The 23,438-nt window shown below is 40.5% G+C and carries 23 protein-coding genes; 1 reads left to right on the top strand and 22 read right to left on the bottom strand.

The window, feature by feature from the left end:
• Nucleotides 1-22: 22 nt before the first annotated feature.
• The 11 genes from rnc to C0966_RS03660 all read right to left on the bottom strand — a co-directional run bounded on the left by rnc (nucleotide 23) and on the right by C0966_RS03660 (nucleotide 10,458).
• Complete coding sequence (gene rnc / locus C0966_RS03710; protein WP_274853860.1) at nucleotides 23-787, bottom strand: ribonuclease III; 765 nt, start codon at nucleotides 785-787, stop codon at nucleotides 23-25.
• Nucleotides 788-876: 89 nt separating this feature from the next.
• A complete protein-coding gene (locus C0966_RS03705) occupies nucleotides 877-1,110 on the bottom strand; it encodes an acyl carrier protein (protein ID WP_003350234.1) in 234 nt (77 codons plus the stop codon).
• Between the two features lie 84 nt (nucleotides 1,111-1,194).
• Nucleotides 1,195-1,938: a 3-oxoacyl-[acyl-carrier-protein] reductase gene (fabG, locus tag C0966_RS03700; protein ID WP_274853859.1), complete on the bottom strand. Its 744-nt coding sequence runs from the start codon at nucleotides 1,936-1,938 to the stop codon at nucleotides 1,195-1,197.
• A complete protein-coding gene (gene fabD / locus C0966_RS03695; RefSeq protein ID WP_274853856.1) occupies nucleotides 1,935-2,882 on the bottom strand; it encodes an ACP S-malonyltransferase in 948 nt (315 codons plus the stop codon). The genes fabG and fabD overlap by 4 nt, the downstream gene beginning before the upstream one ends.
• 13 nt (nucleotides 2,883-2,895) lie before the next feature.
• A complete protein-coding gene (gene plsX / locus C0966_RS03690; RefSeq protein ID WP_274853854.1) occupies nucleotides 2,896-3,903 on the bottom strand; it encodes a phosphate acyltransferase PlsX in 1,008 nt (335 codons plus the stop codon).
• 7 nt (nucleotides 3,904-3,910) lie between these two features.
• The gene (gene fapR / locus C0966_RS03685) at nucleotides 3,911-4,483 is read right to left on the bottom strand and encodes a transcription factor FapR (protein ID WP_274853852.1); all 573 of its coding nucleotides are present in this window, start codon (nucleotides 4,481-4,483) and stop codon (nucleotides 3,911-3,913) included.
• 112 nt (nucleotides 4,484-4,595) lie between these two features.
• On the bottom strand, nucleotides 4,596-6,755 hold the full coding sequence (gene recG / locus C0966_RS03680; RefSeq protein ID WP_274855704.1) for an ATP-dependent DNA helicase RecG: 2,160 nt from the start codon (nucleotides 6,753-6,755) through the stop codon (nucleotides 4,596-4,598).
• Nucleotides 6,637-7,524, bottom strand: coding sequence for an L-serine ammonia-lyase, iron-sulfur-dependent, subunit alpha (gene sdaAA, locus C0966_RS03675; RefSeq protein ID WP_274853851.1), 888 nt, complete (start codon nucleotides 7,522-7,524; stop codon nucleotides 6,637-6,639). The genes recG and sdaAA overlap by 119 nt, the downstream gene beginning before the upstream one ends.
• Nucleotides 7,525-7,591: 67 nt before the next feature.
• Entirely contained in the window at nucleotides 7,592-8,254 is a 663-nt protein-coding gene (gene sdaAB / locus C0966_RS03670; RefSeq protein WP_274853850.1) for an L-serine ammonia-lyase, iron-sulfur-dependent subunit beta, read from the bottom strand.
• Nucleotides 8,255-8,399: 145 nt separating this feature from the next.
• The gene (locus C0966_RS03665; RefSeq protein ID WP_274853849.1) at nucleotides 8,400-10,079 is read right to left on the bottom strand and encodes a DAK2 domain-containing protein; all 1,680 of its coding nucleotides are present in this window, start codon (nucleotides 10,077-10,079) and stop codon (nucleotides 8,400-8,402) included.
• 16 nt (nucleotides 10,080-10,095) lie between these two features.
• Complete coding sequence (locus tag C0966_RS03660; RefSeq protein ID WP_274853848.1) at nucleotides 10,096-10,458, bottom strand: Asp23/Gls24 family envelope stress response protein; 363 nt, start codon at nucleotides 10,456-10,458, stop codon at nucleotides 10,096-10,098.
• A gap of 317 nt (nucleotides 10,459-10,775) precedes the next feature.
• Here C0966_RS03660 and rpmB point away from each other — a divergent pair, with 317 nt between their 5' ends.
• Entirely contained in the window at nucleotides 10,776-10,964 is a 189-nt protein-coding gene (gene rpmB, locus C0966_RS03655; protein WP_003350245.1) for a 50S ribosomal protein L28, read from the top strand.
• Nucleotides 10,965-11,124: 160 nt separating this feature from the next.
• On the opposite strand, the gene spoVM is transcribed toward rpmB, so the two are convergent.
• From spoVM to coaBC, 11 genes are all read right to left on the bottom strand, one after another.
• Nucleotides 11,125-11,205, bottom strand: coding sequence for a stage V sporulation protein SpoVM (gene spoVM, locus C0966_RS03650; protein WP_003348972.1), 81 nt, complete (start codon nucleotides 11,203-11,205; stop codon nucleotides 11,125-11,127).
• Between the two features lie 93 nt (nucleotides 11,206-11,298).
• Entirely contained in the window at nucleotides 11,299-11,946 is a 648-nt protein-coding gene (locus tag C0966_RS03645) for a thiamine diphosphokinase (protein WP_425535913.1), read from the bottom strand.
• Between the two features lie 266 nt (nucleotides 11,947-12,212).
• On the bottom strand, nucleotides 12,213-13,094 hold the full coding sequence (gene rsgA / locus C0966_RS03640) for a ribosome small subunit-dependent GTPase A (protein WP_274853846.1): 882 nt from the start codon (nucleotides 13,092-13,094) through the stop codon (nucleotides 12,213-12,215).
• 17 nt (nucleotides 13,095-13,111) lie between these two features.
• Entirely contained in the window at nucleotides 13,112-15,076 is a 1,965-nt protein-coding gene (pknB, locus tag C0966_RS03635) for a Stk1 family PASTA domain-containing Ser/Thr kinase (RefSeq protein ID WP_274853845.1), read from the bottom strand.
• The gene (locus tag C0966_RS03630) at nucleotides 15,073-15,828 is read right to left on the bottom strand and encodes a Stp1/IreP family PP2C-type Ser/Thr phosphatase (RefSeq protein WP_274853844.1); all 756 of its coding nucleotides are present in this window, start codon (nucleotides 15,826-15,828) and stop codon (nucleotides 15,073-15,075) included. Before C0966_RS03630 ends, pknB begins: the two co-directional genes overlap by 4 nt.
• Before the next feature lie 4 nt (nucleotides 15,829-15,832).
• Nucleotides 15,833-16,882: a 23S rRNA (adenine(2503)-C(2))-methyltransferase RlmN gene (gene rlmN, locus C0966_RS03625; RefSeq protein ID WP_274855703.1), complete on the bottom strand. Its 1,050-nt coding sequence runs from the start codon at nucleotides 16,880-16,882 to the stop codon at nucleotides 15,833-15,835.
• 46 nt (nucleotides 16,883-16,928) lie between these two features.
• Complete coding sequence (rsmB, locus tag C0966_RS03620; RefSeq protein WP_274853843.1) at nucleotides 16,929-18,269, bottom strand: 16S rRNA (cytosine(967)-C(5))-methyltransferase RsmB; 1,341 nt, start codon at nucleotides 18,267-18,269, stop codon at nucleotides 16,929-16,931.
• Nucleotides 18,259-19,215: a methionyl-tRNA formyltransferase gene (gene fmt, locus C0966_RS03615; RefSeq protein WP_274853842.1), complete on the bottom strand. Its 957-nt coding sequence runs from the start codon at nucleotides 19,213-19,215 to the stop codon at nucleotides 18,259-18,261. The genes rsmB and fmt overlap by 11 nt, the downstream gene beginning before the upstream one ends.
• Nucleotides 19,212-19,697 (bottom strand): peptide deformylase, encoded by a 486-nt coding sequence (gene def / locus C0966_RS03610; protein WP_274853841.1) that lies wholly within the window; start codon nucleotides 19,695-19,697, stop codon nucleotides 19,212-19,214. The genes fmt and def overlap by 4 nt, the downstream gene beginning before the upstream one ends.
• Before the next feature lie 63 nt (nucleotides 19,698-19,760).
• Nucleotides 19,761-22,175 (bottom strand): primosomal protein N', encoded by a 2,415-nt coding sequence (priA, locus tag C0966_RS03605; RefSeq protein ID WP_274853840.1) that lies wholly within the window; start codon nucleotides 22,173-22,175, stop codon nucleotides 19,761-19,763.
• Nucleotides 22,172-23,380 carry a bifunctional phosphopantothenoylcysteine decarboxylase/phosphopantothenate--cysteine ligase CoaBC gene (gene coaBC / locus C0966_RS03600; protein ID WP_274853839.1) on the bottom strand — a complete coding sequence of 403 codons (1,209 nt, stop codon included), beginning with the start codon at nucleotides 23,378-23,380 and terminating at the stop codon, nucleotides 22,172-22,174. The genes priA and coaBC overlap by 4 nt, the downstream gene beginning before the upstream one ends.
• Between the last annotated feature and the right edge of the window lie 58 nt (nucleotides 23,381-23,438).

Here is a 23,438-nt window from a genome sequence, read left to right as displayed (position 1 = left end):
TCTTATCCCACCTAACATAAAGTCACTCTTCAATCGAGTTTACTTCTAAATGTGCTTTAAGCTTTTCCAGAGCCATTTGGGCAGCATGCTGTTCTGCTTCTTTTTTGGACCGGCCTATGCCTGTTCCTAATTCCACTTTGTTTAATGAAACCCGGGAAACGAATTCCCGATTATGGGCCGGCCCTTTTTCTTGCAAAATCCGATATTCAATCGTTCCGGCCCCGTCCCTTTGAACGAGCTCCTGAAGCTGGCTTTTGTAATCCATCACATGAGAAAAAGCACCGGTATTAATTTTCGGAAACACAACCATCTCTAAAAATTTTGTAACTGTTTCAATTCCTTTATCAAGGTATAAAGCACCGATGAAGGCCTCAAATACATCAGCAAGGAGTGCAGGCCTTGCTCTTCCGCCCGTCATTTCTTCCCCTTTGCCAAGCAGAACGAGCTCTCCAAAGGAAAGTTCATTGGCAAAAGAAACCAAGGATGGTTCGCATACTACTGCTGCACGCAATTTCGTAAGCTCCCCTTCACTCATCATCGGATATTTTTTAAAAAGGTATTGTGAAACAGTTAACTCTAGGACGGCATCTCCTAAAAATTCAAGCCTTTCATTGTCTTCATATGGCTTTTTGCGATGCTCATTCACATAGGATGAATGGGTAAAAGCTTGTTTTAGCAATTTCTCATCTTCAAATTCAATTCCGATTCTTTCTTGAAACTTTTTAAATTGTTTATCTTTTGCGCGTAAGTTTCTTTTTTGTTTATCTTTATTATTGTTCCTGCGCATAGTGCCTCCACCTTGCTATAAATTTACACACTATTTCACTTTATAGAAGAAAGCCCCGCATTACACGGAGCTTTTCTCTGTTCTAACGATTACATTTGGCTTTTTATGTAATTTACAGCGTCACCCACTGTCGCAATTTTTTCAGCATCATCGTCAGAAATTTCCATTTCGAACTCGTCCTCTAATTCCATAACAAGTTCTACTACATCAAGGGAATCGGCACCAAGATCATCTTTAAAAGATGCCTCAAGAGTAACTTGAGACTCATCTACACCAAGGCGGTCTACAATGATCTTTGTAACACGTTCTAATACATCTGCCATGCTTGTTCACCTCCCCTCAAGCCATTATATTGCATTTTAATAAAATAATAAATGCTTGTAATATTATTTTTGATCATTTTTTTATTACATTACCATACCGCCGTCAACGTGCAGAGTCTGGCCTGTCATGTAACGGCTGTCGTCAGAGGCGAGAAATGCAACTACTTTTGCAACATCTCCCGGTTCGCCCAGTTTTGCTAAAGGAATTTGTTTCAGCATTTCAGCTTTTATGTCATCTGCGAGTTTGTCAGTCATATCTGTCGTAATGAAGCCGGGGGCAACTGCATTAACCGTAATTCCTCTGGAAGCCAATTCTTTTGCAGCTGTTTTTGTTAATCCGATGACTCCCGATTTTGCCGCCACATAGTTTGCCTGCCCGGGATTTCCGCTGACGCCCACAATGGAAGAAATATTAATAATTCTGCCGCTTCGCTGTTTCATCATCTGCCTTGTCACAGCTTTTGTACAAAGGAATACACCTTTTAGATTGATGTTGATCACATCATCCCATTCCTCTTCCTTCATTCTCATTAAAAGGTTATCTTTTGTAATTCCAGCGTTATTAACAAGAATGTCCAACTTTCCAAAGGTTTCAATTGTCACTTTCACCATATTTGAAACAGATTCTGAGTCGGCAACATTGCATTGAACAGCAAACGCATTTCTTCCGAGCGCTTTAATTTCTTCGACTACTTCATTCGCTTTTGCTTCACTTCCTGAATAGTTAACCGCGACATTTGCACCTTGTCTAGCCAATTCCAGAGCAATTTCACGGCCTATTCCTCTGGAAGCCCCTGTTACAAGGGCCGCTTTTCCTTCTAATTTCATCGGTTTTCCTCCTTCAATGCCTCGATCGTAGCTTTAAAACTGTCTTCATCAGACACTGCCAATGTTTTTACGGATCGATCGACTTTTTTTACAAGTCCTGATAATACTTTTCCGGGACCGATTTCAATAAACGTGTCTACACCGAGTTCAATCATTTTCCGGACAGAATCTTCCCATAAAACAGGGGAATATAGTTGTTCAATTAGCTTTTCCTTTATTTCTGCAGCAGCTTGTATCGGATTAGCCGTTACATTGGAAATGACAGGAACCTTTGCATCCTTAATACTCATTTCATTAAGCACCGATTGAAATTTTTCTGCTGCAGGTTTCATTAAGACTGAATGGAACGGTCCGCTTACTTCCAATGGAATAACCCTTTTCGCGCCTTTTTCTTTTGCTTTTTGACCAGCTATTTCAACACCTTGTTTTGAGCCGGAAATTACAATTTGTCCAGGACAATTCAGGTTGGCCAGCTGAACAGTGTGTCCGTCTGCTGTGACCGACGACGTAATTTCTGAGAGTAAATCGCGGTCAAGACCGAGTACTGCCGCCATTGTTCCTTCTCCGTTCGGAACTGCTTCCTCCATGTATTCTCCTCTTTTTCTGACAGCCAGGACGCCTTCTTCAAACGGAAAAGCCCCGGCAGCAACAAGTGCTGAATACTCTCCAAGACTATGCCCTGCAACAAATTCAGGCTCTATCCCCGATTTTTTGAAATAATGCAGAATGGCAATACTCGTTGTTAATAATGCAGGTTGGGCGTTTGTTGTTAAAGTTAATTCTTCTTGCGGCCCTTCAAAAATAATGTTGGATAACTTAACGTTTAAAGTGTTGTCAGCTCGTTCAAAAATCTCCATTATTGAGCTGTCTGATTCAGCCAGGGCTTTACCCATACCTACTGTCTGCGAACCTTGTCCCGGAAAAAGAAATGCGATTTTACCCATGAAGACTCCCCTTTCAATGTTCATTTTGGAATTGTGACGGCTTGTTTTCTAATGTTTCTGTTATTGTGGCTGTTACATTTTTTTGAACCATTTCCCTCGCCTGACGGATGGCGTGGAAAATAGCATTCGCATCGGAAGACCCGTGCGCTTTTATTACAGGTGCCTTCAGTCCAAATAAACCGGCGCCGCCATACTCTGAGTAATCCATTTTGTTTTTAAGACGGACTAAGTCAGGCTTAAGGACTGCAGCAGCCAGCTTGCTTTTTAATGTTGCCGTTAAGGTGCTCTTAAGCATTTTGAACACCGACAATGCAGTGCCTTCAATCGACTTCAATACCATATTTCCCGTAAATCCATCTGTCACGACAACATCAGCTGCACCTTCCAATAAGTCGCGCGCTTCTACGTTCCCGATAAAATGAATGTCGGCATTTTGCAGTAATTCAAATGATTGCTTCGCCAACTCATTTCCCTTTTTTTCTTCTGTCCCAATATTAAGGAGGCCGACTCTCGGTTTGGAAATTCCCCTTACCTTTTCACTATAGATGGAACCCATGATCGCAAATTGAAGAAGGTGCTCAGGCCTTGCGTCAGCGTTTGCACCGACATCGAGCAATAAAAATCCTTCACCGCCGATCGTCGGCAACGTAGGCGATAAAGCCGGACGTTCAATTCCATCAATTCGTCCAACAACAAAAAGTCCTGCTGCCACAAGAGCCCCCGTATTGCCTGCTGAAATGCATGCATCCGCATTCCCTTCTGCTACTTGTCTTGCTGCAACAACCATGGAAGCATTCTTTTTTCTTCTTACTGCCCGCACCGGTTCATCAGTACCTAAAATGACTTCATCTGTATGGAGTATATCAATACTTTCATGATCGTTTAAATACTCTCTGATTTTCTGCTCATCACCGACAAGTGTAATATGTATATCATGAAATGCATTGACAGCTTTCATTGCCCCTAATACGATTTCTTTTGGGGCATGGTCGCCTCCCATTGCATCGATTGCCAATTTCATGTAAGCCTCATCCTTTTTTATTTTTTGACCGGAACATCTCAAACTGGCCCTTGAACACAAGCTCATTATTTACAAAACTGTTTACTTCTACAAATGTTCGGCCGCTTTCCTGATCAATTTTTGTTACTTTTGCTTTTGCAATAACCCGCTCTTTTTCTTTCACCGATCTCGTAAACTGAATATTCGCTTTAGCTGTTAAAGCCAGTTCATCATTGATAACAGCAACTGCCAGAGAATTGGCTTGTGCAAACAAATGATGTCCTCTGGCGATTTTATTCCTGCTGAACACATGCTCTTTTTTTACATCAAAAATGGAAATGGCGCTTTTATCCAATTCTATATCAATAATCTCACCGATAACTTCTTCAATCGGAAGGGATCTTACTTCGTTTTCAAAGCGCTTTTCAGCAACACTTTTTATTCGTTCTCTTAACTCCGGAATCGACAGCTCCAGCCGGTCCAATCGAATCGTCTGGACGCTTACAGAAAATTTTTCTGCTAATTCCTCATCTGTTACAAACGGATTTTCCTTAATTGTTTCAGATAACAATTGCTGCCGTTCTTTTTTGCTTCGTCTCATTGTTTACACCGTCCGAGAGATATTAAGACTAGGTACTAATAGTAGTATATAATTTTATAATTTATGATGCAATAAAAAAAGGAGGAAGCAAACATTACTCCTCCTGACAATATTAATCAAGTTTTTCACCTGATAAAGCACCTGATTGATAAAGGTGGTTTCGCAAGCTCGCATACTCGGGCAATTTCCAAAACTCTTTCGACTGAATCAGTTTTGCGGCATCATTTCTTGCTGTTTCAAGCGCTCTATAATCATGGACCATGTCGGCCACCTTAAATTCCGGAAGCCCGCTTTGTTTCTTGCCAAAAAAATCACCCGGTCCGCGAAGTTCAAGATCTTTTTCACTGAGGACAAATCCGTCATTTGTTTCAGTCATAATCCGCATTCTTTCTTTTCCTACTTCCGTTTTTGGATCGGCCAGCAAAATACAATAAGATTGTTCGCTGCCTCTTCCTACCCGACCGCGAAGCTGGTGGAGCTGAGCAAGCCCGAAACGTTCTGCATCATAGATAACCATGACTGTAGCATTTGGAACATTGACGCCCACTTCAACAACTGTTGTTGAAACTAGGATTTGAATGTCATTTTTACTGAACGCTTTCATAACAGCTTCTTTTTCTTCAGAATGCAGCCTGCCATGCATCAATCCGACTTTATACCGGCCATGAAAATAAGCTGCTAACTGATTGTATACGTCAATCGCATTTTGAACATCAAGCTTGTCTGATTCTTCTATTAACGGACAAATGACATATGCCTGCCGCCCTTTTGAAAGCTCTTTTTCCATAAAAGCAAGAATGCGGTCAAGCATCTCGTGCTTTGCCCAATACGTTTCGATTGTTTTTCTCCCTGCGGGCATTTCATTAATAACGGATACATCCATCTCGCCGAAGACTGTAATCGCCAAAGTTCTCGGGATCGGGGTAGCTGTCATAAACAGTACATCCGGATTCTCCCCTTTTTCGCGAAGAATCCTTCTTTGTTCAACTCCGAAACGATGCTGCTCATCCGTAATGACGAGGCCGAGCTTATGGAAATGCACTTCATCTTGAATAAGCGCGTGCGTTCCGATTATTATATCAATTTCTCCTGTTTGTAAATGCTGTAAAATCTCCCGGCGGCGCTTCCCTTTGATCGCACTTGTCAGCAATTCACAGCGAATCCCGAACGGTTCCAGCAAACTTTTCACCGATTCCGCATGCTGTTCAGCTAAAATTTCAGTCGGAACCATTAAGGCGCCTTGGAATCCTGCAGTAACGCTTGCAAACAGTGCGATAGTTGCCACGGCTGTTTTTCCCGAACCTACATCGCCTTGAAGAAGCCGATTCATGCGAAACGGAGATTTCATGTCAGAAAGAATTTCATTCGTTACCCTTTTTTGCGCGGTTGTTAATGAAAAAGGAAGAGAAGAAATAAATTGTTTTACTTTTTCCAAATCATATTTTTGAGCCACTCCGTTTGAGTTTTCCCTTTCAAACTTCCTGAGGGCCTGCATCTTTATTTGAAAATATAAAAATTCTTCATAAACAAATCGGCGCCGTGCCTGCTTCACGTCTTCACTCGTTAAAGGAAAATGCATCTTCTTAAGAGCATCTCTGCGATTCAACAGTTTATATTTTTTCAATAAAGAAATGGGGAGAGTTTCGTGAATATATTCACCAAATTGAGAGAAAGCTAGATTCATAAATCTTCGGAAGCCTTTAACCGTTAGTTTTCCTTTCACCGCATAGACAGGTTCGAATTCTTTCGTCTTTGAATATGGGCCAATTTGGATGCTGTTCGCCGTAATCGTTTGCCTATGTTGATCCCATTTACCCGTAACAGTGATTGTGTCATTGATGGCAATCTTATTTTTTAAATAAGGCTGATTAAAAAAAATCACTTGTATTAAGTATCGATCAACTAATAACCTGATCGTCAGCCTCGATTTTTTTCTGCCATAATAGACAAGAGAAGGCTCGCTATGAACCTTCCCTTCTACTGTCACTCTTTCCTCATGCTTCACTTCTGCTAAATCTTTCAGCCGATAATCCTCATAGCGATATGGAAAGTGTTCAAATAAATCGTTAACCGTAAATATATTCATCTCCGCTAAAATTTGCGCTGTTTCTTCACCGATACCTTTAATAGCCGTTACAGATTCATTTAATCTATCATTCACGATTCGTAAGCGGTATTCCGAAGATCTTCGCCGCAAGCTTCTGACCTGTCGGAGTTGCCGCCAAACCTCCCTGTGCTGTTTCTTTATGTGCCGTTGGCATCGATTGGCCAATTTTAAACATTGCATCAATGACCTCATCACACGGAATTCGGCTTTTAATGCCTGCTAAAGCCATATCAGCAGCAACCATTGCATTGGCTGCTCCCATAGCATTTCTTTTTACACATGGAACTTCGACTAATCCGGCCACCGGGTCACATACTAATCCTAGCATATTTTTCAACGTTATGGCCATTGCTTCTGCACATTGTTCAGGAGTTCCGCCGGCCATTTCGACGATCGCTGCAGCCGCCATCCCTGCAGCGGAGCCGACTTCAGCCTGGCAACCGCCTGCAGCACCTGAAATGGAGGCATTGTTCGCAACAACGTACCCAAATGCTCCTGCCGTGAAAAGAAATGCAATCATTTGTTCTCTTGTTGGATTTAACTTTTTCTTTACAGCAAATAATGTCCCCGGAACTACACCGGCTGAACCAGCCGTCGGGGTTGCGCAAATTGTCCCCATTGCGGCATTCACTTCGTTTGTTGCGACTGCTTTACTGACCGCATCTAAAATGGTTTCCCCTGACAAAAACTCCCCTTTTTCAATATATTTTTGCAATAAAACAGCATCTCCTCCGGTCAAGCCTGAGTGCGATGTAACTCCTTTTAGCCCTTTTTCAACCGCCTGTTCCATGACGGCAAGGTTTTTTTCCATTTGGGCGATGATCTCTTCTCTTGATCGGCCGGTGACTTCCATTTCCTGTTCAATCATAATTTCGGAAATTTTTTTATTTTGACGAACGGCAAGTTCTACCAATTCAGCTACATTCCGGAACATTGTTGTTCTTCCTCCTTGTTGTACCGTTAAAATATAATCCTGTAAGCGCTACCAATATGTTACAGCCTTATTCAACAATTTTTGTAACCTGGATAATGTTCGGCAATTTTTCTATTTCTTCGATCACATACTGGTCAATGTTTTGATCAACCTCAATCGTCATTAATGCGATCTTTCCTTTTTCCTTGCGGGAAACTTCCATATGGCCAATGTTCAATTGATGTTTTGCAAGAATATTCGATACTGCCGCTATTGCACCGAATCGGTCATTATGAACAACAAGAATTGCCGGATGATGGCCTGACAGTTTTAATTCAAAACCATTTAACTCGATAATTTCAATTTTTCCGCCGCCGATTGATATCCCGACAAGCTCTAATTCGCCTTGATCATCTCCAATTCGAATTCTGGCAGTATTCGGATGATCGGGAACAGCAGTTTCTTCAATAAACTCGATGTGAATGCCTTTTTCTTTTGCAATTTCGAGCGATTTTATGATTCGTTCGTCATAAGTATCAAAATCAAGAAGGCCTCCAACAATCGCAACATCGGTTCCATGGCCTCTATATGTTTGGGCAAACGAACCATAAAATGATATTTTTGCCCATTTCGGTTCACGGCCAAAAAGGCTTCTGGCCACCCGTCCTATTCTTGCTGCCCCGGCAGTATGGGAACTTGAAGGACCAATCATGACAGGGCCGATAATATCAAAAACACTTTTATATTTCATGTTTCTATTCCCCTTTCTCTCATAACACGAGGCTGACTCATAAGAGTCTGACACCCTCCTACAAGTCAATATATAGAATGATTTATTAGTGTTTGTCTATATATTGTATAGGGGGGTGACCCTGTGCTTATGAGTCAGCCTCAACTTATTCAATCGCAAATATGAATGAATAAAGCGGCTGTCCGCCGTAATGAACTTCAATTTCAATATCTTCATACTTACTTTCAATATATTCAACAAGCTTGGATACTTCTTCTTCTTTCGCATCTTCTCCTCTTAAAATGGTCAGGATTTCTGCATCTTCATCTAGCATATGGTCAAGAAGTTCCTGTGCTGCATTCACTTTATCTTTGTTTTTAACGACAATTTTTCCATCAGCAATTCCCATAAAATCATTTTTCTCAATTGTTAAGCCGTCTATATTTGTATCGCGGACAGCAAATGTGATCTGCCCTGTTTTTACTTGTTGCATTGCTTCTGTCATGGCCTTCTCATTTTCTTCAAGTTCAATCCCCGGATTAAAAGCGAGCAGTGCTGACATTCCCTGAGGCACTGTTTTGGATGGGATTACTGCTACTTGCCCCTCGGAGACTTCAGCAGCTTGCTGAGCGGCCATTATAATATTTTTGTTATTTGGAAGAATGATGACTTTCTTTGCATTAACCTCTTTAATGGCTTTTACAATATCCTCTGTACTTGGATTCATTGTTTGGCCGCCTTCGATAACGGCATGGGCTCCGATGCTTCGGAATAGTTCAGCGATGCCGGATCCCATTGAAACAGCGACAATTCCATATTCCTTCTTTTCATTTTTCTGTATCGTCTTTTCCGCAACTAAAGGAGTTTTTGTTTCACCGACAATATTGGAATGCTGCTCTCGCATGTTTTCGATTTTTATATTGATAAGGCTTCCGTACCTTTGTCCATATGTTAAAACATCGCCGGGCTGTTCCGCATGAATATGTACCTTAACAAGCTCTTCATCGGCGATGACAAGCAAGGAATCACCGAATTTACTTAAGTCTTGACGGAATGTTTCTTCCGAAAAAGGATGCTTTTTAAGTTTTTCTTGTTCAAACTTAACCATGAATTCTGTACAGTAGCCAAACTCTATATCCTCTGTATTGATGTGGCTTTGGGCACTTTTATGGTGTTCCGCGCTTACTAATTCTTCCATGCTTGGAAGTGATGCAGATTCAAGATGTTTTTCTCCTTTCAGTTCCGAAAGAAAGCCTTCATAAACAAATACAAGGCCCTGTCCGCCGCTATCAACTACTCCAACCTCTTTCAAAACAGGAAGAAGGTCAGGGGTTCTGTTGAGAGAAGCTTTTGCCTCTTTCACAACTTCTTCCATAATTATGACTAAATCTTTTTCTTTTTTAGCTACTTGAACAGCTTTTTTTGCGGCATCTTTCGCAACGGTCAGAATTGTTCCTTCCACCGGTTTCATGACAGCCTTATACGCAGTTTCAACCCCTGCTTCCAAAGCAGCGGCAAATTCTTTCCCATTTACTTGAGATTTATTTTCAATATATTTTGCAAAGCCACGAAAAAGCTGGGATAAGATTACACCGGAATTTCCGCGGGCTCCCATTAACAAACCTCTTGAGAGCGCTATTCCTACTTTCCCGATGTGGTCCTGTACATTATTTTTAACTTCCTTTGCCCCGGAAGTCATGGACAAATTCATGTTTGTTCCCGTATCACCGTCAGGAACAGGAAAAACGTTTAAAGCATCCACTATTTTTGCATTGGCTGCTAAATGATTAGCACCCTGAATGATCATTTCAGCGAAACGCTTTCCGTCTAAAACTGTAATTGACACAAATCTTTCCTCCTCACTACGGGTTCGTTACACGAACACCTTGAACGTAAATATTTACCGAGTCAACGGCAAGCCCGACTGTTTTATCTAGTGTGTATTTAACCTTTGATTGCACGTTGTGGGCAACCTCGGAAATTTTCGTTCCATAACTAACTATAATATACATGTCAATATGTATTTCATCATTTTCCTGGCGAACGATCACACCGCGGGTAAAATTTTCTTTTCGCAAAATTTCAGTCAGACCGTCTTTAATTTGGTTTTTCGAAGCCATTCCGACAATCCCATAGCAGTCAACTGCCGCACCGCCTGCAATTGTTGCAATTACTTCGTTTGAAATATCAATTTGCCCGTACTTTGTTCTTAGTTCAATGGACATGACACGTTCCCCCTTTGGATTTGCTCCTTGGCTACACACATTTTACTATAAGGATCATATTTTTAAAAGCCACACCTGCCCTGTCTTATTATAGAGCATTAATTTATCATCTATGTCAAGGATTTTTTCTTGAAAGCTAGCATGACAACTATTGCATTCAAACAGTTTGTATGATAAATTATTATAGTATCTTCAATGAACAGAAAAACTCAAGACATTTGTGTTTTTCTAAATCGGGCCAGATTCATTTCTGGCAATCATCACAAATGAAAGCATAAACAATTGTTTCAGCTTTGCAAGTTAGGAGGGAAATAGATATGCCGCGTAAATGTGTAATCACTGGTAAAAAGACTCGTTCCGGTAATTCGCGTTCCCACGCTATGAACGCCAGCAAGCGTACATGGGGTGCAAACCTTCAAAAAGTCAGAATTCTTGTAGACGGAAAGCCTAAGCGTGTTTGGGTTTCTGCAAGAGCTCTTAAATCCGGTAAAGTGGAGAGAGTTTAATATTCTAATAAAGGACATCCTGATTGGATGTCCTTCCTATTTTGACTCAAAATGAAAAATAAAATAGCACCCTGATTAAGGGCGCTGAAATTGATTCCCTTATAAGGTTGTCTTTCAGGGAAACTGAAATAAGTGGATTCAATCTATATTTATAACGTAATTATCCCTTTTTAAAGGCCCCCAACATTGCTCGGACAAGACCGCCTAAAAATTTCGGCAGTTTAATTGTATAGAATTTCATACTGTCCCTCCTCACTAACTCACACATGTGCCTTTCATTTCATACACTTTTCATCATATTCAAAAATTGTGACAGTGCTCATGGTCAAATGTCTCAATCTTGACTCCTTATCACCATTAATATGCCTTCGCTAAAAGAAAAAGTACCATAATCACTAATAAGTTCATTACTAATACATAGAGTCGATCCCCATGGAATTTGATAATCTTTTAACGGATATTTAAAGCCTTCAAGAGTGAGCCCTTTAACAAACGGAGACATCGGGATGAATGAAATATATTTTCGATCCTTATTTATTTTCATTTCATAACTGCCCGGTGTTTTTATATAAATATGATTTTTTTTATCAATTAGTTCAAGATTTAATTCAATATTTATTATTGCCGGCTTCAAAAGAAGCTGCACATTTGCAAAAAAATGATCAAGCCTGCCTCCTGTTGCTCCGAACATCCGGATTTTTTCCGGCTGCTCTCCAAGCGCCCAATTTAAAGCCAATTCCATATCGGTTTCATCCTTTTCAGGCTTATATTTTTTCAATACGCGCACATGTTTTTCGATTTTTTTTAATTCCTCGGCTGTTACAGAATCAAAATCACCAAACGCCATATAAGGGGTAATGCCTTTAGATAAAAGTGTGTACACACCTCGGTCCACTCCTACCCAAACATTGTCTTCCTGCTGAAACTCTGACAAATCCGGCAAAAGTTCTTCAGGCCCTCCGCCCACAATGTTTATCTCCATTTTCATCACCTTTGTTATAATTGATATGAATTTCTATGTACTGTTTTTTGTCAATTTTGACAAATTATGAGCCAGTTTTAGTTTTTATGAGCCACTTTTTAAGATTTACGTGCCAATTCAAGTTTTCCTAAAAATACCACAAAATCAGACTTTGTGGCATGTTTTTTATCTTTTTAAAAAAGCCAGTCCTTCGACCGGACTGACTTTGAATAAGTAAAAAGAAAATATCCAACTTCTTAAAGCAGATATGGGCATTGTTCCTATCGCTAGTACCTCGGCTTTCGATCTTTAATTTCTTGAAGAAATTCTTTGTAGTGCTCGTAGCGATACACAGGTATTTTTCCCTCATCAACTGCATCCTTAACTGCGCATTTTGGTTCTGAAATATGAAGGCAGCCTCTAAACTTGCATTCTTCACTTAAAACAGCAAAATCAGGGAAGCAGGAATTCAAGTCTTCCGGTTCAATATCAATAAATTCGAGTGAACTGAAACCCGGCGTATCTGCAACAAGCCCATTTCCAATTTCAATCAATTCGACATGCCTTGTCGTATGTTTTCCCCTGCCAAGATGAGTAGAAATATGATTCGTTTTCAGCTCCAGCTCGGGTCTGAGCGCATTTAACAGAGAAGATTTTCCCACGCCGGACTGGCCTGCCACAACAGAAATTTTTCCTTCTAAATATGGAATTAAATCGCCGACTCCAATGGAATTTTTTGATGATATTAACAATACGTCATAACCTGCTTTTCGGTATTCCAAAGCATATTTATGGATTTTTTCTTCTTTTTCTTCGTCGACTAAATCCATTTTTGTAATGCAAATAATCGGCTGAATATGGTTGTACTCAACGAGAACAAGAAACCGATCGAGAAGTGCAGTGCTGAAATCCGGTTCGACAGCAGAAAATACTAGGATGGCCTGATCTACATTTGCTATAGGTGGCCTAACAAGTTCATTTTTCCTCTCTTTTATCTCCAAAATATACCCATCAGTATCGTTCTCAGCTTGATAAACAACATTATCGCCGACTAACGGGGTAATTTTATTTTTCCGGAAAACCCCTCTTCCACGGCACTGGATGATTCCATCATTGCCCAAAACATAGTAAAAACCACTTAAAGCTTTGATTATTTTGCCTTCTGGCATAGCATCACTCCTTGTACTTACTCTTCAGGATATGGAATGACTTCATCCATAAGCACATTATTATCTCTTATTACTTTGTATTCGGCTTTTTTCCCGTACTCTATTGTAAATTCAAGACTCAATTTTTTTGTTTCTGTAATATACAAAGTTTCAAAAGGTTCCGTCATGCTGCGGGTCATATCTTCAACATAAATCTGAATTTCTTGAGGAAGCCCTTCTTCAGCAGGCTCATAAGGGATTGTAATTTCTTTCGTTACTGTTTTAGGAGGAATTTCTTTCTTCCCTTTCGAGAACACAACAGTTATCGTGTCTCCTTTTTCCAATTGAGTTCCTGCTTTCGGTGTTTGAGAAATAACAAGGCCCATCGGAATGGCATCATGATATTCTTCTTTCGTCATATCGGCCTTTAATCCGACAGAATCAACATAATTCTGAACGCCTTTCTTATTCAGTTCGCTTAAATCCTTTAAGGTAATCAATTCCGGCCCTTTGCTGACTGTAAATACCAGTTTCGTCTCTTCAGGAACAACTTCTTCTCCTTCAGGAAAATTTTGATCAAGGATTGTTCCAGGTTCACTGTTATCATATATTTCATTTTTTGAAATATCTTTGAAACTTTTATTTTCCAGAAGACGGATTACATCATCATAGCGGCGCTCTGTATAGTCAGACAGTTCGAATTTTTTCTTTCCGATACTTTGATAAATATCAATTTTTGTTCCTTCTTTCACCATTTTTCCGGCTTTCGGATCGGTTCTTACGACAAGACCTTCTTCATATTCATCCGAGGTTATTTCTTTTGTTTCTCCAATGACAAACTTAGCCTCTAACAATTCCGATTTCGCCTCATCCACATCCATGCCCGTCACATCAGGAACTTCTACCTCATCCGGAACGAGTAAATCCGGAACAACAGTAACAGTTAATACTCCTGATACAACTAACAAAGTAAAGATAGAAACTAATATCCATGGCCATTTCTTCTTAGCTTTTATTCCATCGTTTGTTCCATTAAGAGGTTGTTCTTCCGCAGAATTTTGATCTTTCCCCCGTATGATAGTTTCATCTAGATTAGCAAAAGTCCGGTCATTTGTAATAACGGGAATGGCTTTCGTTGCTTCGTCATCTTCTGGAATGACAAATCTTTCTTCATTCATTCGGTCAGGATCCAAAGCGGTCCGAATATCCTCTTCCATTTCATCCACACTGTCATATCGGTGAAAAGGATCTTTTGCTGTTGCTCTTAAAACAATATTTTCAACACTTTGTGGAATAGATGGATTCCATCTTTTTAAAGAAGGTGTTTCCGACTGCAAGTGTTTCAATGCGATCGATACGGCCGACTCGCCCGAAAAAGGAAGTCTGCCGGTAAGCATTTCAAACATTACAATTCCAAGAGAATAGATGTCTGATTTTTTATTTGCCATACCTCCTCTTGCCTGTTCAGGAGAGAGGTAATGAACGGAGCCAAGCACTGAATTTGTCTGAGTGATGCTTGTCGCACTCAAAGCCATCGCGATCCCAAAATCAGTAATTTTAACATTCCCATTTCTATCAAGTAAAATATTGTGCGGTTTAATGTCACGATGGATGATATCATTTTGGTGGGCATGTGAGATTGCAGATGTCAGCTGCTGCATGATTTCAAGTGCAGTCTCTGTCGGAATGGGCGAATTTTGATGTATGTATTGCTTTAACGTTTGACCGTCGACATATTCCATGACAATATAATAAAGATCGTTCTCTTCACCCACATCATAAATGCTGACAATATTCGGGTGAGCCAGACTTGTTGCGGATTGCGCTTCCCGATGAAAACGCCGGATAAATTCTTCATCATTGGCAAAATCAAGGCGGAGCATTTTCACGGCAACATCCCGGTCAAGAATCATATCATGGGCTAAATAAACGTTAGCCATTCCGCCTCCGCCGATCATTTTCAAAATCTTATAGCGGCCGCTTATTCTTTTTCCGATCATCATTGATTCACCCGCTCACTGCCGTCCGAGAACTCTACAATGACAAGGGTGATATTATCTTCACCGCCGTAATCATTGGCGAGCTTAATTAATTCAGAGGCTTTATCTTCCAGGCTCCGTTCGCTCTTTAATACTCCTTCCATTTCTGTCTGGCTTACCTTATTGGAAAGACCGTCAGAACAAAGGAGCAGGATATCTCCTTCTTCAAAGATGATTGTTCTAATATCCATTTCAACGGATTCCTCGGTTCCAAGTGCTCGTAAGAGAACGTTTTTCCTTGGATGATGTTCGGCATCTTCTTTTGATATTTGCCCGGAACGAAGCAATTCATTAACAAGAGAATGGTCTTCCGTTAACTGCTTAAACCCGCTTTCGTTTAAAATATAGCAGCGGCTGTCGCCAATATTGGCGATTGTTGAAAATTTGTCCGTACTAATTGCAGCAACAATCGTTGTTCCCATACCTTCACATTCAGTATGGCTTTTCGAATGATTGAACAATATTAAGTTGATCTTCTTAATATGCTCTTTCAGCCAATCTTCAGCCTGTTCGGCAGTCACGATTGTATCAGATTGTTCCCAAAATTCTTTTAAATTCAACAATGCCATTTCACTAGCTACATCGCCGGCACGGTGGCCGCCCATGCCATCAACGACGATGGCAAGACGCTGGCCTGAGCGGTTTGTATAAATTCCTCCATTATCTTCGTTGTGCTGTCGTATTTTCCCTCGGTCTGTCATAAAAACAGCTTTCATCCAATCACCTCGTCTCCTCTTTCCGCTCCTTTGCACGAAGTTGTCCACATGCCGCATCTATGTCATGACCGTGCTCTCTCCGAATCGTTACGTTAATGCCGTGTTTTTTTAATGTTTTCTCAAATTTAAAAATCTGATTTCTCGGAGTTCTTACATAATTTCTTTCAGGCACATAATTGACAGGAATCAGGTTTACATGACATTTTATCCCTTTTATGAGATTAGCAAGTTCTTCAGCATGCTCTTCCTGGTCATTAACCCCTCCGAACAAGCCGTACTCAAAACTTACCCTTCTGCCGGTTTTTTCAATGTAGTAGCGTACAGCTTTCATTAAATCAGGCAGCTTATAAGCTCTGTTAATAGGCATCAGCCTGCTTCTAAGTTCGGTATTTGGCGCATGGAGCGAAATTGCAAAATTGATTTGCATGTTTTCATCAGCAAACTGATAAATTTTTGGAATAATTCCGCTCGTTGAAACAGTAATGTGGCGTGCACCGATATTTAACCCTTTATCATGATTGACGATTTTCAGAAAGGAAAGCATTTGATCATAGTTGTCAAATGGTTCGCCAATCCCCATAATAACAACTGAACTTACACGTTCCCCGGTTTCATCAAGCGCCTGTTGCACTTTCACGACCTGAGCAACAATTTCTCCGGCTTCTAAATTGCGTTTCAACCCTCCTAAAGTAGATGCACAAAATGTACAGCCAATCCGGCAGCCGACTTGAGTTGTAACACAAACCGAATTTCCATAATCATGCCGCATTAACACCGTTTCAATCGAATATCCATCATGCAATTCAAATAAAAATTTAATCGTTCCGTCAAGTGACGTCTGTTTTATTATCGTCTTTAAAGTTGTCAGTGTAAAATGATCTTTAAGCATTTCTCTTAATGTTTTCGGCAAGTTGCTCATTTCTTCAAAATCAGAAACTCTTTTTTTGTACAGCCAATCAAAAATTTGCTCAGCACGAAATGCCTTTTCGTTACGCTCTTTTAACCAGTCCTTTAATTCGTGAAGCTGTAATGAATATATGGAAGGTTTCTTCATTTCTTTAGCAGTATTTTTCTCAGTTGCGATTGTTTGTTCCAACTGATTACACCTTCTTTCTTAAGCAAGCAATATAAAATCCGTCTGATCCAAAATCCTGTGGAAGAATTTGCATCATAAAATCGTCGACAAAGGGCTTAACCGCTTCCGGCATTCGCTCCTTAAGAGTTTCGTCGCCTTCAAATAAATCATTTCCCTTTAAGAAACTTTCGACTACTTCTTGGTTTTCTTCCTTTTCAACCGTACATGTGCTGTAAACTAAAATTCCGCCTTTTTTCAGAAGAGGGGCAACAGCATTTAACAAATCTTGCTGCACTTGTTTTAACTTGTATAAATCCTCTTCCATCTTTGTATATTTTATGTCCGGTTTTCTTCTCATTACACCAAGGCCTGAACAAGGTGCATCAAGAAGAATCCTGTCAAATGATTCAGCGGCAAAATGTTCGGGTGCAAGCCTTGAGTCTAATACCTTTGCTTCAATATTGTTTAGCCCGAGGCGCTCAGCAGTTACGCCAATAAGTTTCACTTTATGGTCATGGAGGTCGAGGGAAATCACTTTACCGGTTTTATTTAGCCTTTCAGCAATATGGGTTGATTTCCCTCCCGGCGCAGCGCATGCATCAAGAACGGTATTGTTTTCTTCAATATTCAGTGCATAAGCGACAAGCATGGAACTTTCGTCCTGAATCGTAATCAGGCCTTCATTAAATGCATTGGATGCAGCCAGATTGCCTTTTAGACATCTAATCGCTTCAGGAATGATTGGGCTGGCCGCTACATTGAAGCCTTCGTTTTCTAACAGCTGCAAACACTCGTCCCTGCTGATTTTTGTCACGTTGACTCTTGCTGTTTGGAGAGGAGCAGTTAAATTGGTTTCACACATTTTTTTTGTTCTCTCAAACCCAAATTGGTCATTCCACCTCTTGACGAGCCATACAGGATGACTCGTTTCAACGGCCAGCCGATCAATCGGATCTTTAATATTTTCCAATGAAGGAAGACCTTCCCTTTGGATGCTTCTTAATACTCCGTTTACCATACTTGCAATCCCTTTATGGCCGCGTTTTTTTGCGATTTCCACTGCTTCAAATATCGATGCCCGGTCAGGAATTTTATCTAAATATACCATTTGGTACAGTGTCAGCCGTAATAAATGCAAAACCCACCTATCGGGCTTTTTCTTAATAAATGGTTTTAAAAAATAATCGAGTGTTATTTGGCGCTGCAGTGTTCCGTAAGTTAATTCTGTCAAAAGCCCGACATCTTTTTGATCGATTTCTTTTCTTTCAATCTTGCTATTTAACAATAAATTGCTGTATGACTGGTTCTTTTCAATTGATTCAAGTAGATCTAAAGCTATTTCACGAACGTTTTTTTTACCCTTCATGCTCTTCTCCTAATCTTGTTCCGACCGTTATTTGAGAGCCGGCCCCGCGCAAAAATTGTTCCGCCGTCATCCGCTTTTTCCCTGAAGGTTGAAGTTCCGTAATCTTTATAGCTGTATCATCTCCAGTTGAAACGATAATCCCGTCTTTGGATATTGCTAAAATTGTTCCGGGTTCAGATTTTTCCTTGGCAGGAACCTTTTCACCGCGCCAAATTTTTAATACTGAATGATTCATCGTTGTATAGGCAACAGGCCATGGATTCATTCCGCGAATATGGTTATAGATTTCTTCACCGCTTTTTGACCAGTCTATTCTTTCTTGTTCTCTTTTTATGTTATATGCAAATGTCGCTTCTTCTTCATTTTGCGGAACAGGCTTAAGCTCACCTTTAATAAGTTTCTGTATCGTTTCCGATAACAGTTTTGCACCTGTTTCACTTAATTTGTCATGCAGCGTTCCGACAGTGTCTTCATCCGAGATCATTACTTCCGACTGGGTCAATATATCCCCTGCATCTAATTTTTCAACCATATACATAATCGTAATTCCCGTTTTTTTCTTGCCCTGCAAAATTGCGTAGTGGATCGGCGCACCGCCGCGAAGTTCGGGCAAAAGCGAAGCATGGACATTAATGCAGCCATACTTCGGGGCATCCAACAATTCCTTTGGCAATATTTGTCCAAAGGCAGCTGTAACAATTAAATCCGGCTTAAGAGCCAGGATTTTTTCAAGTTCTTCCGGGTTGCGGATTTTTTCAGGTTGAAAAACAGGAATTCCGTGTTTTTCTGCTTCTACTTTCACCGGCGGCGGTGTCAAGATTTTTTTTCTTCCCACTGGCCTGTCAGGCTGGGTAACAACTCCAATTATTTCGTATCCGTCCTGAATAAGCTGCTTCAAGATGGGAACTGAAAAATCGGGCGTTCCCATAAATACAATTTTCGTCATTCGCCTTCCAACCCTTCCAACTCATCTTCTTCCAAGTATCTTGTCACTTTTGAAGTAAACAGGACACCGTTCAGATGATCAATTTCATGCTGGATCGCTCTGGCGAGAAAATCCTCTGCTTCAAGAATAAAAGGTTTTCCTTTCCGATCCTGTGCTTTCACTTTTACAAAATAAGGACGTGTAACCTCGCCGTAAAGTCCCGGAAAGCTTAAACATCCTTCAGGACCTGTTTGTTCTCCTGAAGTTTCCATGATTTCCGGGTTTATTAATTCAATCGTGCCTTTTTCATCATCAATATCGACGATGGCTACTTGCTTATTCACTCCTATTTGCGGAGCCGCCAATCCTACTCCATCATATTCAATCATTGTATCGTACATATTATTAAGAAGTTTAGAAAGTTTTTTATCAAAAACCGTAACAGGCTCACATTCCTGTTCTAATATTTCAGCTGGATATGTGACAATTTTCTTTACTGCCAATGCTGGTCCTCCATTTTTCTTGTATATATTCATTTTCGGCTAATTCAATCATCTTCATAACCGTTACATTAAAATATATGGATTAAGATCGATAGAGATTTGTAACCCATCAGAAGCAATCTCTTGCTGATATCGGTCTAATACCGCTTTTAAAGCTTTGCCGAGTTCAGGCTCACGTTTGTATTTTATCAAACATTGATAACGATATCTATCATTGATGCGGGGAACCGGCGATGCAACAGGCCCGAGAACAATCGCTTCATTTGATAACCTTGACCGTAAAAAGGTTGAAATTTTCTCGGTTACCGACACAACCTTCATCAATTGTTCATGGCTTACCGTTACGAGAGAAATGTAGTAAAACGGAGGATATTTATGGATCTTGCGGATCATCATTTCCTTTTGGTAAAAGCGATCGTAGTCCTGATCACCTGCCAGCTCAACACTATAATGTTCCGGACTGTATGTTTGAATGACAACTTCCCCTTCTAATTCATGCCGTCCCGCCCTGCCGCTAACCTGGGTTAACAGCTGAAACGTTTTTTCCGAAGACCGAAAATCCGGAAGATGGAGCATTGTATCTGCCGATAACACCCCAACAAGTGTTATATTTGGAAAATCCAGACCTTTGGCAATCATTTGTGTACCTAAAAGTATATCCGCCTTTCCTTCCTGAAAATCATTGAGGAGGCGCTCATGTGCTCCTTTTCTGCTCGTCGTATCCACATCCATCCGAATGACTCTTGCTTCAGGCAAAATTTTAGCCAGTTCTTCTTCAACTTTTTGCGTTCCGGTTCCAAAATAACGAATATGATCACTTTGGCATTCAGGACAAAGAACGGGAACATGCTGTTCATATCCGCAATAATGGCATTTCATTTGTTCGTTGAATCGGTGGTATGTCAAAGAAATATCACAATGCGGGCAATTTAAAACGTAGCCGCAAGAACGGCACATGACAAAGGAAGAGTAGCCGCGCTTATTTAGTAATAAAACAGTCTGTTCATTTTTCTCTAATCTGTTTTTCAGCTTTTCCAGGAGAACCCTTGAAAACATCGATCTGTTTCCTGATCTTAGTTCTTCTCTCATATCAACGATCTCTACGGCCGGAAGCGCCTGGTTATTCATCCGATTTGAAAGGGTCAATAAATGATAAACACTTTTTTTAGCCCTCGCAAAGGATTCCAATGATGGAGTTGCACTACCTAAAACGACCGGACACCCATGGTATTTTGCTCTTTGAATAGCGACATCTCTTGCATGATAACGGGGGGTTTCTTCCTGTTTATAGCTTGTTTCATGTTCTTCATCAATGATAATGATTCCGATATTTTCAAACGGTGCAAAAATGGCTGACCTGGCTCCGACTGCCACCTTTACTTCCTTCCGCTGAATTTTCCGCCATTCATCATACTTTTCTCCTTGAGACAAACCGCTGTGAAGCACGGCAACTTGATCTCCAAATCTGCCTTTAAATCTAGTTACCATTTGCGGTGTTAAAGATATTTCCGGGACAAGGACAATTGCTTCTTTTCCTTTTTCAATCACATTTTGAATGGATTGCAAATAAATCTCTGTTTTACCGCTGCCGGTAACCCCGTAAAGGAGAAATACCTCATGCTCATTGTTTTCAATCGATGATAAAATTGGTCCGATTGCTTTCGCTTGGTCCTCTGTTAATTTTAGCGGCTCAGTCTTAACAAATCTACGATTTTCAAATGGGTTTCGATATACTTCAACCAATTTTTCACCTAGTATTTTTTTTGCAATCAACCCTTTAACCGCCCCGGAAGAAAATCCAAATTCATCCGTAAGCCGCCGCAATTCTATCGGTTCAGAGTTCTTTATGAAATAATCAATTGCTTCTTTTTGCTTTGAGGCTTTAGGAGGAAGCTTCTCCTTTTCAATCTCGAGCTGTTCCCGGCTTAAAAGCGGAAAAATATGTTTTACCCGTTTTTTCTTTACTTTTTCCTTTACCTCATATATAACCTCTACAGTACCTTTTGCTGCTTCTTTTTGAAACTTGGAAACAAGCCCCTTTTTTACAATCTCTTCCCATAGAATTAATTCGCGATCAGCAAATAAAGTTTGAAGGTCTTGCGGCAAATCACTGATATCTGTACCATCAGTTAGTCTTAATTTCTTTTGATATTTTGCTTTAAGCGCCGCAGGAAGCATCGCCTGATAGGCTGAAATTTTGTAGCAAAGAGCATGTTCTGTCAGCCAGTCCCCAAGCGACAAAAGTTCTTTTGTCAACACCGGATTCAAATCCATCGGTTCCGTTATTTCTTTTAATTGATCGAAATCGGATGAACTTTTAATTTGTGTGACAAATCCTTGTATTTTGCGAGGGCCAAAGGGAACGGTCACTCTCATTCCCGGCTGGATCACATCTTTCCATATCTCAGGTATTAAATAATCAAATGTCTTGTCCGTTTGCTTTGCAGGTACATCAACAATCACACTTGCAATGTTCACTTACTTTCACCTTCCAAGAGAAGGGAAACTTCCTTTAAAATCTTTTTTGCGACTTCTTTTTTTGACATTAACGGCAAATGTTCAGATGTTCCGTTCCTCTTAAAGATGGTTACGATATTTGTTTCCGTATCAAATCCGGCTCCTTCTGCCTTTACATTATTGGCCACAATCATATCCGCGTTTTTTTTCAATAATTTTTGTTTGGCATATTCTTCAACTTGGTCGGTTTCCGCCGCAAACCCGACTAAGATTTGCTTTTCCTTTTTTTGCCCAAGTTCCAGTAAGATATCTTTTGTCCGTTCCAATTCTAATATTTGATCTCCATCTTGTTTTTTCATTTTATGATCAACCGGATATTTTGGTCTATAGTCAACAACTGCTGCTGTTTTAATGACAACGTCGACTTCGCTATACCGTTCCATTACTGCATCATACATTTCTTTGGCACTTTCGACATTCACGAAAGTGACTCCTCGTGGTACCGGAAGATTGACCGGACCGGAAACAAGAATCACATTTGCTCCGCTTCTAGCCGCTTCTTCCGCAATTGCATAACCCATTTTTCCGGATGATCGGTTCGTAATGTAGCGAACAGGGTCAATTTTTTCCCTGGTTGGTCCTGCCGTTACGAGAACGGTCTTTCCCGCAAAAGGGCCTTTTTTCTTGTTAAAAAAATCTGTAATTATGGAAACGATTTTTTCAGGTTCTTCCAGCCTGCCTTTGCCGACATATCCGCACGCCAAATACCCTTCGGATGGTTCAATAAACCGGTATCCATAATTGTATAATTGCTCAATATTTTTCTGTACGGCAGGATGATCATACATATGAACATTCATAGCAGGAGCAATCCAAACCGGAGCAGTCGTTGCAAGAAGTGTAGTGGTGATCATATTATCTGCAATTCCGTTTGCAAGCTTCCCGATCACATTCGCAGTAGCAGGTGCTACCAATACAAGATCCGCCCAATCTGCCAAGTCAATATGGGCAATCACCTTCGGGTTTTTTTCATCAAATGTATCTGTAAATACTTCGTTTCTGGACAACGCCTGAAAAGTTAGCGGAGCTACAAACTTCGCTGCTGATTCGCTCATAATTACTTTTACTTCTGCACCGGCTTGAGTCAACTTGCTTGTAAGGGCAGCAGCTTTATAAACTGCTATTCCTCCCGTAACACAAAATAATATTTTTTTTCCGACGAGCATATAAAAATCCTCCATTTTTTAAGCCTATAAAAACAGCTGTTTTATGACCATAAAATTT

Origin of the sequence: Bacillus methanolicus (assembly GCF_028888695.1) — a bacterium.
Classification (GTDB): domain Bacteria; phylum Bacillota; class Bacilli; order Bacillales; family Cytobacillaceae; genus Bacillus_Z; species Bacillus_Z methanolicus_B.
This window is presented reverse-complemented; position numbering and strand designations above follow the sequence as displayed.

Excerpts from the sequence above, each read along its gene's own strand:
- rnc (WP_274853860.1), bottom strand. The coding sequence starts at position 787 with ATGCGCAGGAACAATAATAAAGATAAACAAAAAAGAAACTTACGCGCA.
- C0966_RS03705 (WP_003350234.1), bottom strand. The coding sequence starts at position 1,110 with ATGGCAGATGTATTAGAACGTGTTACAAAGATCATTGTAGACCGCCTT.
- fabG (WP_274853859.1), bottom strand. The coding sequence starts at position 1,938 with ATGAAATTAGAAGGAAAAGCGGCCCTTGTAACAGGGGCTTCCAGAGGA.
- fabD (WP_274853856.1), bottom strand. The coding sequence starts at position 2,882 with ATGGGTAAAATCGCATTTCTTTTTCCGGGACAAGGTTCGCAGACAGTA.
- plsX (WP_274853854.1), bottom strand. The coding sequence starts at position 3,903 with ATGAAATTGGCAATCGATGCAATGGGAGGCGACCATGCCCCAAAAGAA.
- fapR (WP_274853852.1), bottom strand. The coding sequence starts at position 4,483 with ATGAGACGAAGCAAAAAAGAACGGCAGCAATTGTTATCTGAAACAATT.
- sdaAA (WP_274853851.1), bottom strand. The coding sequence starts at position 7,524 with ATGTTCCGGAATGTAGCTGAATTGGTAGAACTTGCCGTTCGTCAAAAT.
- sdaAB (WP_274853850.1), bottom strand. The coding sequence starts at position 8,254 with ATGAAATATAAAAGTGTTTTTGATATTATCGGCCCTGTCATGATTGGT.
- C0966_RS03660 (WP_274853848.1), bottom strand. The coding sequence starts at position 10,458 with ATGTCCATTGAACTAAGAACAAAGTACGGGCAAATTGATATTTCAAAC.
- rpmB (WP_003350245.1), top strand. The coding sequence starts at position 10,776 with ATGCCGCGTAAATGTGTAATCACTGGTAAAAAGACTCGTTCCGGTAAT.
- spoVM (WP_003348972.1), bottom strand. The coding sequence starts at position 11,205 with ATGAAATTCTATACAATTAAACTGCCGAAATTTTTAGGCGGTCTTGTC.
- C0966_RS03645 (WP_425535913.1), bottom strand. The coding sequence starts at position 11,946 with ATGGAGATAAACATTGTGGGCGGAGGGCCTGAAGAACTTTTGCCGGAT.
- rsgA (WP_274853846.1), bottom strand. The coding sequence starts at position 13,094 with ATGCCAGAAGGCAAAATAATCAAAGCTTTAAGTGGTTTTTACTATGTT.
- pknB (WP_274853845.1), bottom strand. The coding sequence starts at position 15,076 with ATGATGATCGGAAAAAGAATAAGCGGCCGCTATAAGATTTTGAAAATG.
- C0966_RS03630 (WP_274853844.1), bottom strand. The coding sequence starts at position 15,828 with ATGAAAGCTGTTTTTATGACAGACCGAGGGAAAATACGACAGCACAAC.
- rlmN (WP_274855703.1), bottom strand. The coding sequence starts at position 16,882 with ATGAAGAAACCTTCCATATATTCATTACAGCTTCACGAATTAAAGGAC.
- rsmB (WP_274853843.1), bottom strand. The coding sequence starts at position 18,269 with ATGAAGGGTAAAAAAAACGTTCGTGAAATAGCTTTAGATCTACTTGAA.
- fmt (WP_274853842.1), bottom strand. The coding sequence starts at position 19,215 with ATGACGAAAATTGTATTTATGGGAACGCCCGATTTTTCAGTTCCCATC.
- coaBC (WP_274853839.1), bottom strand. The coding sequence starts at position 23,380 with ATGCTCGTCGGAAAAAAAATATTATTTTGTGTTACGGGAGGAATAGCA.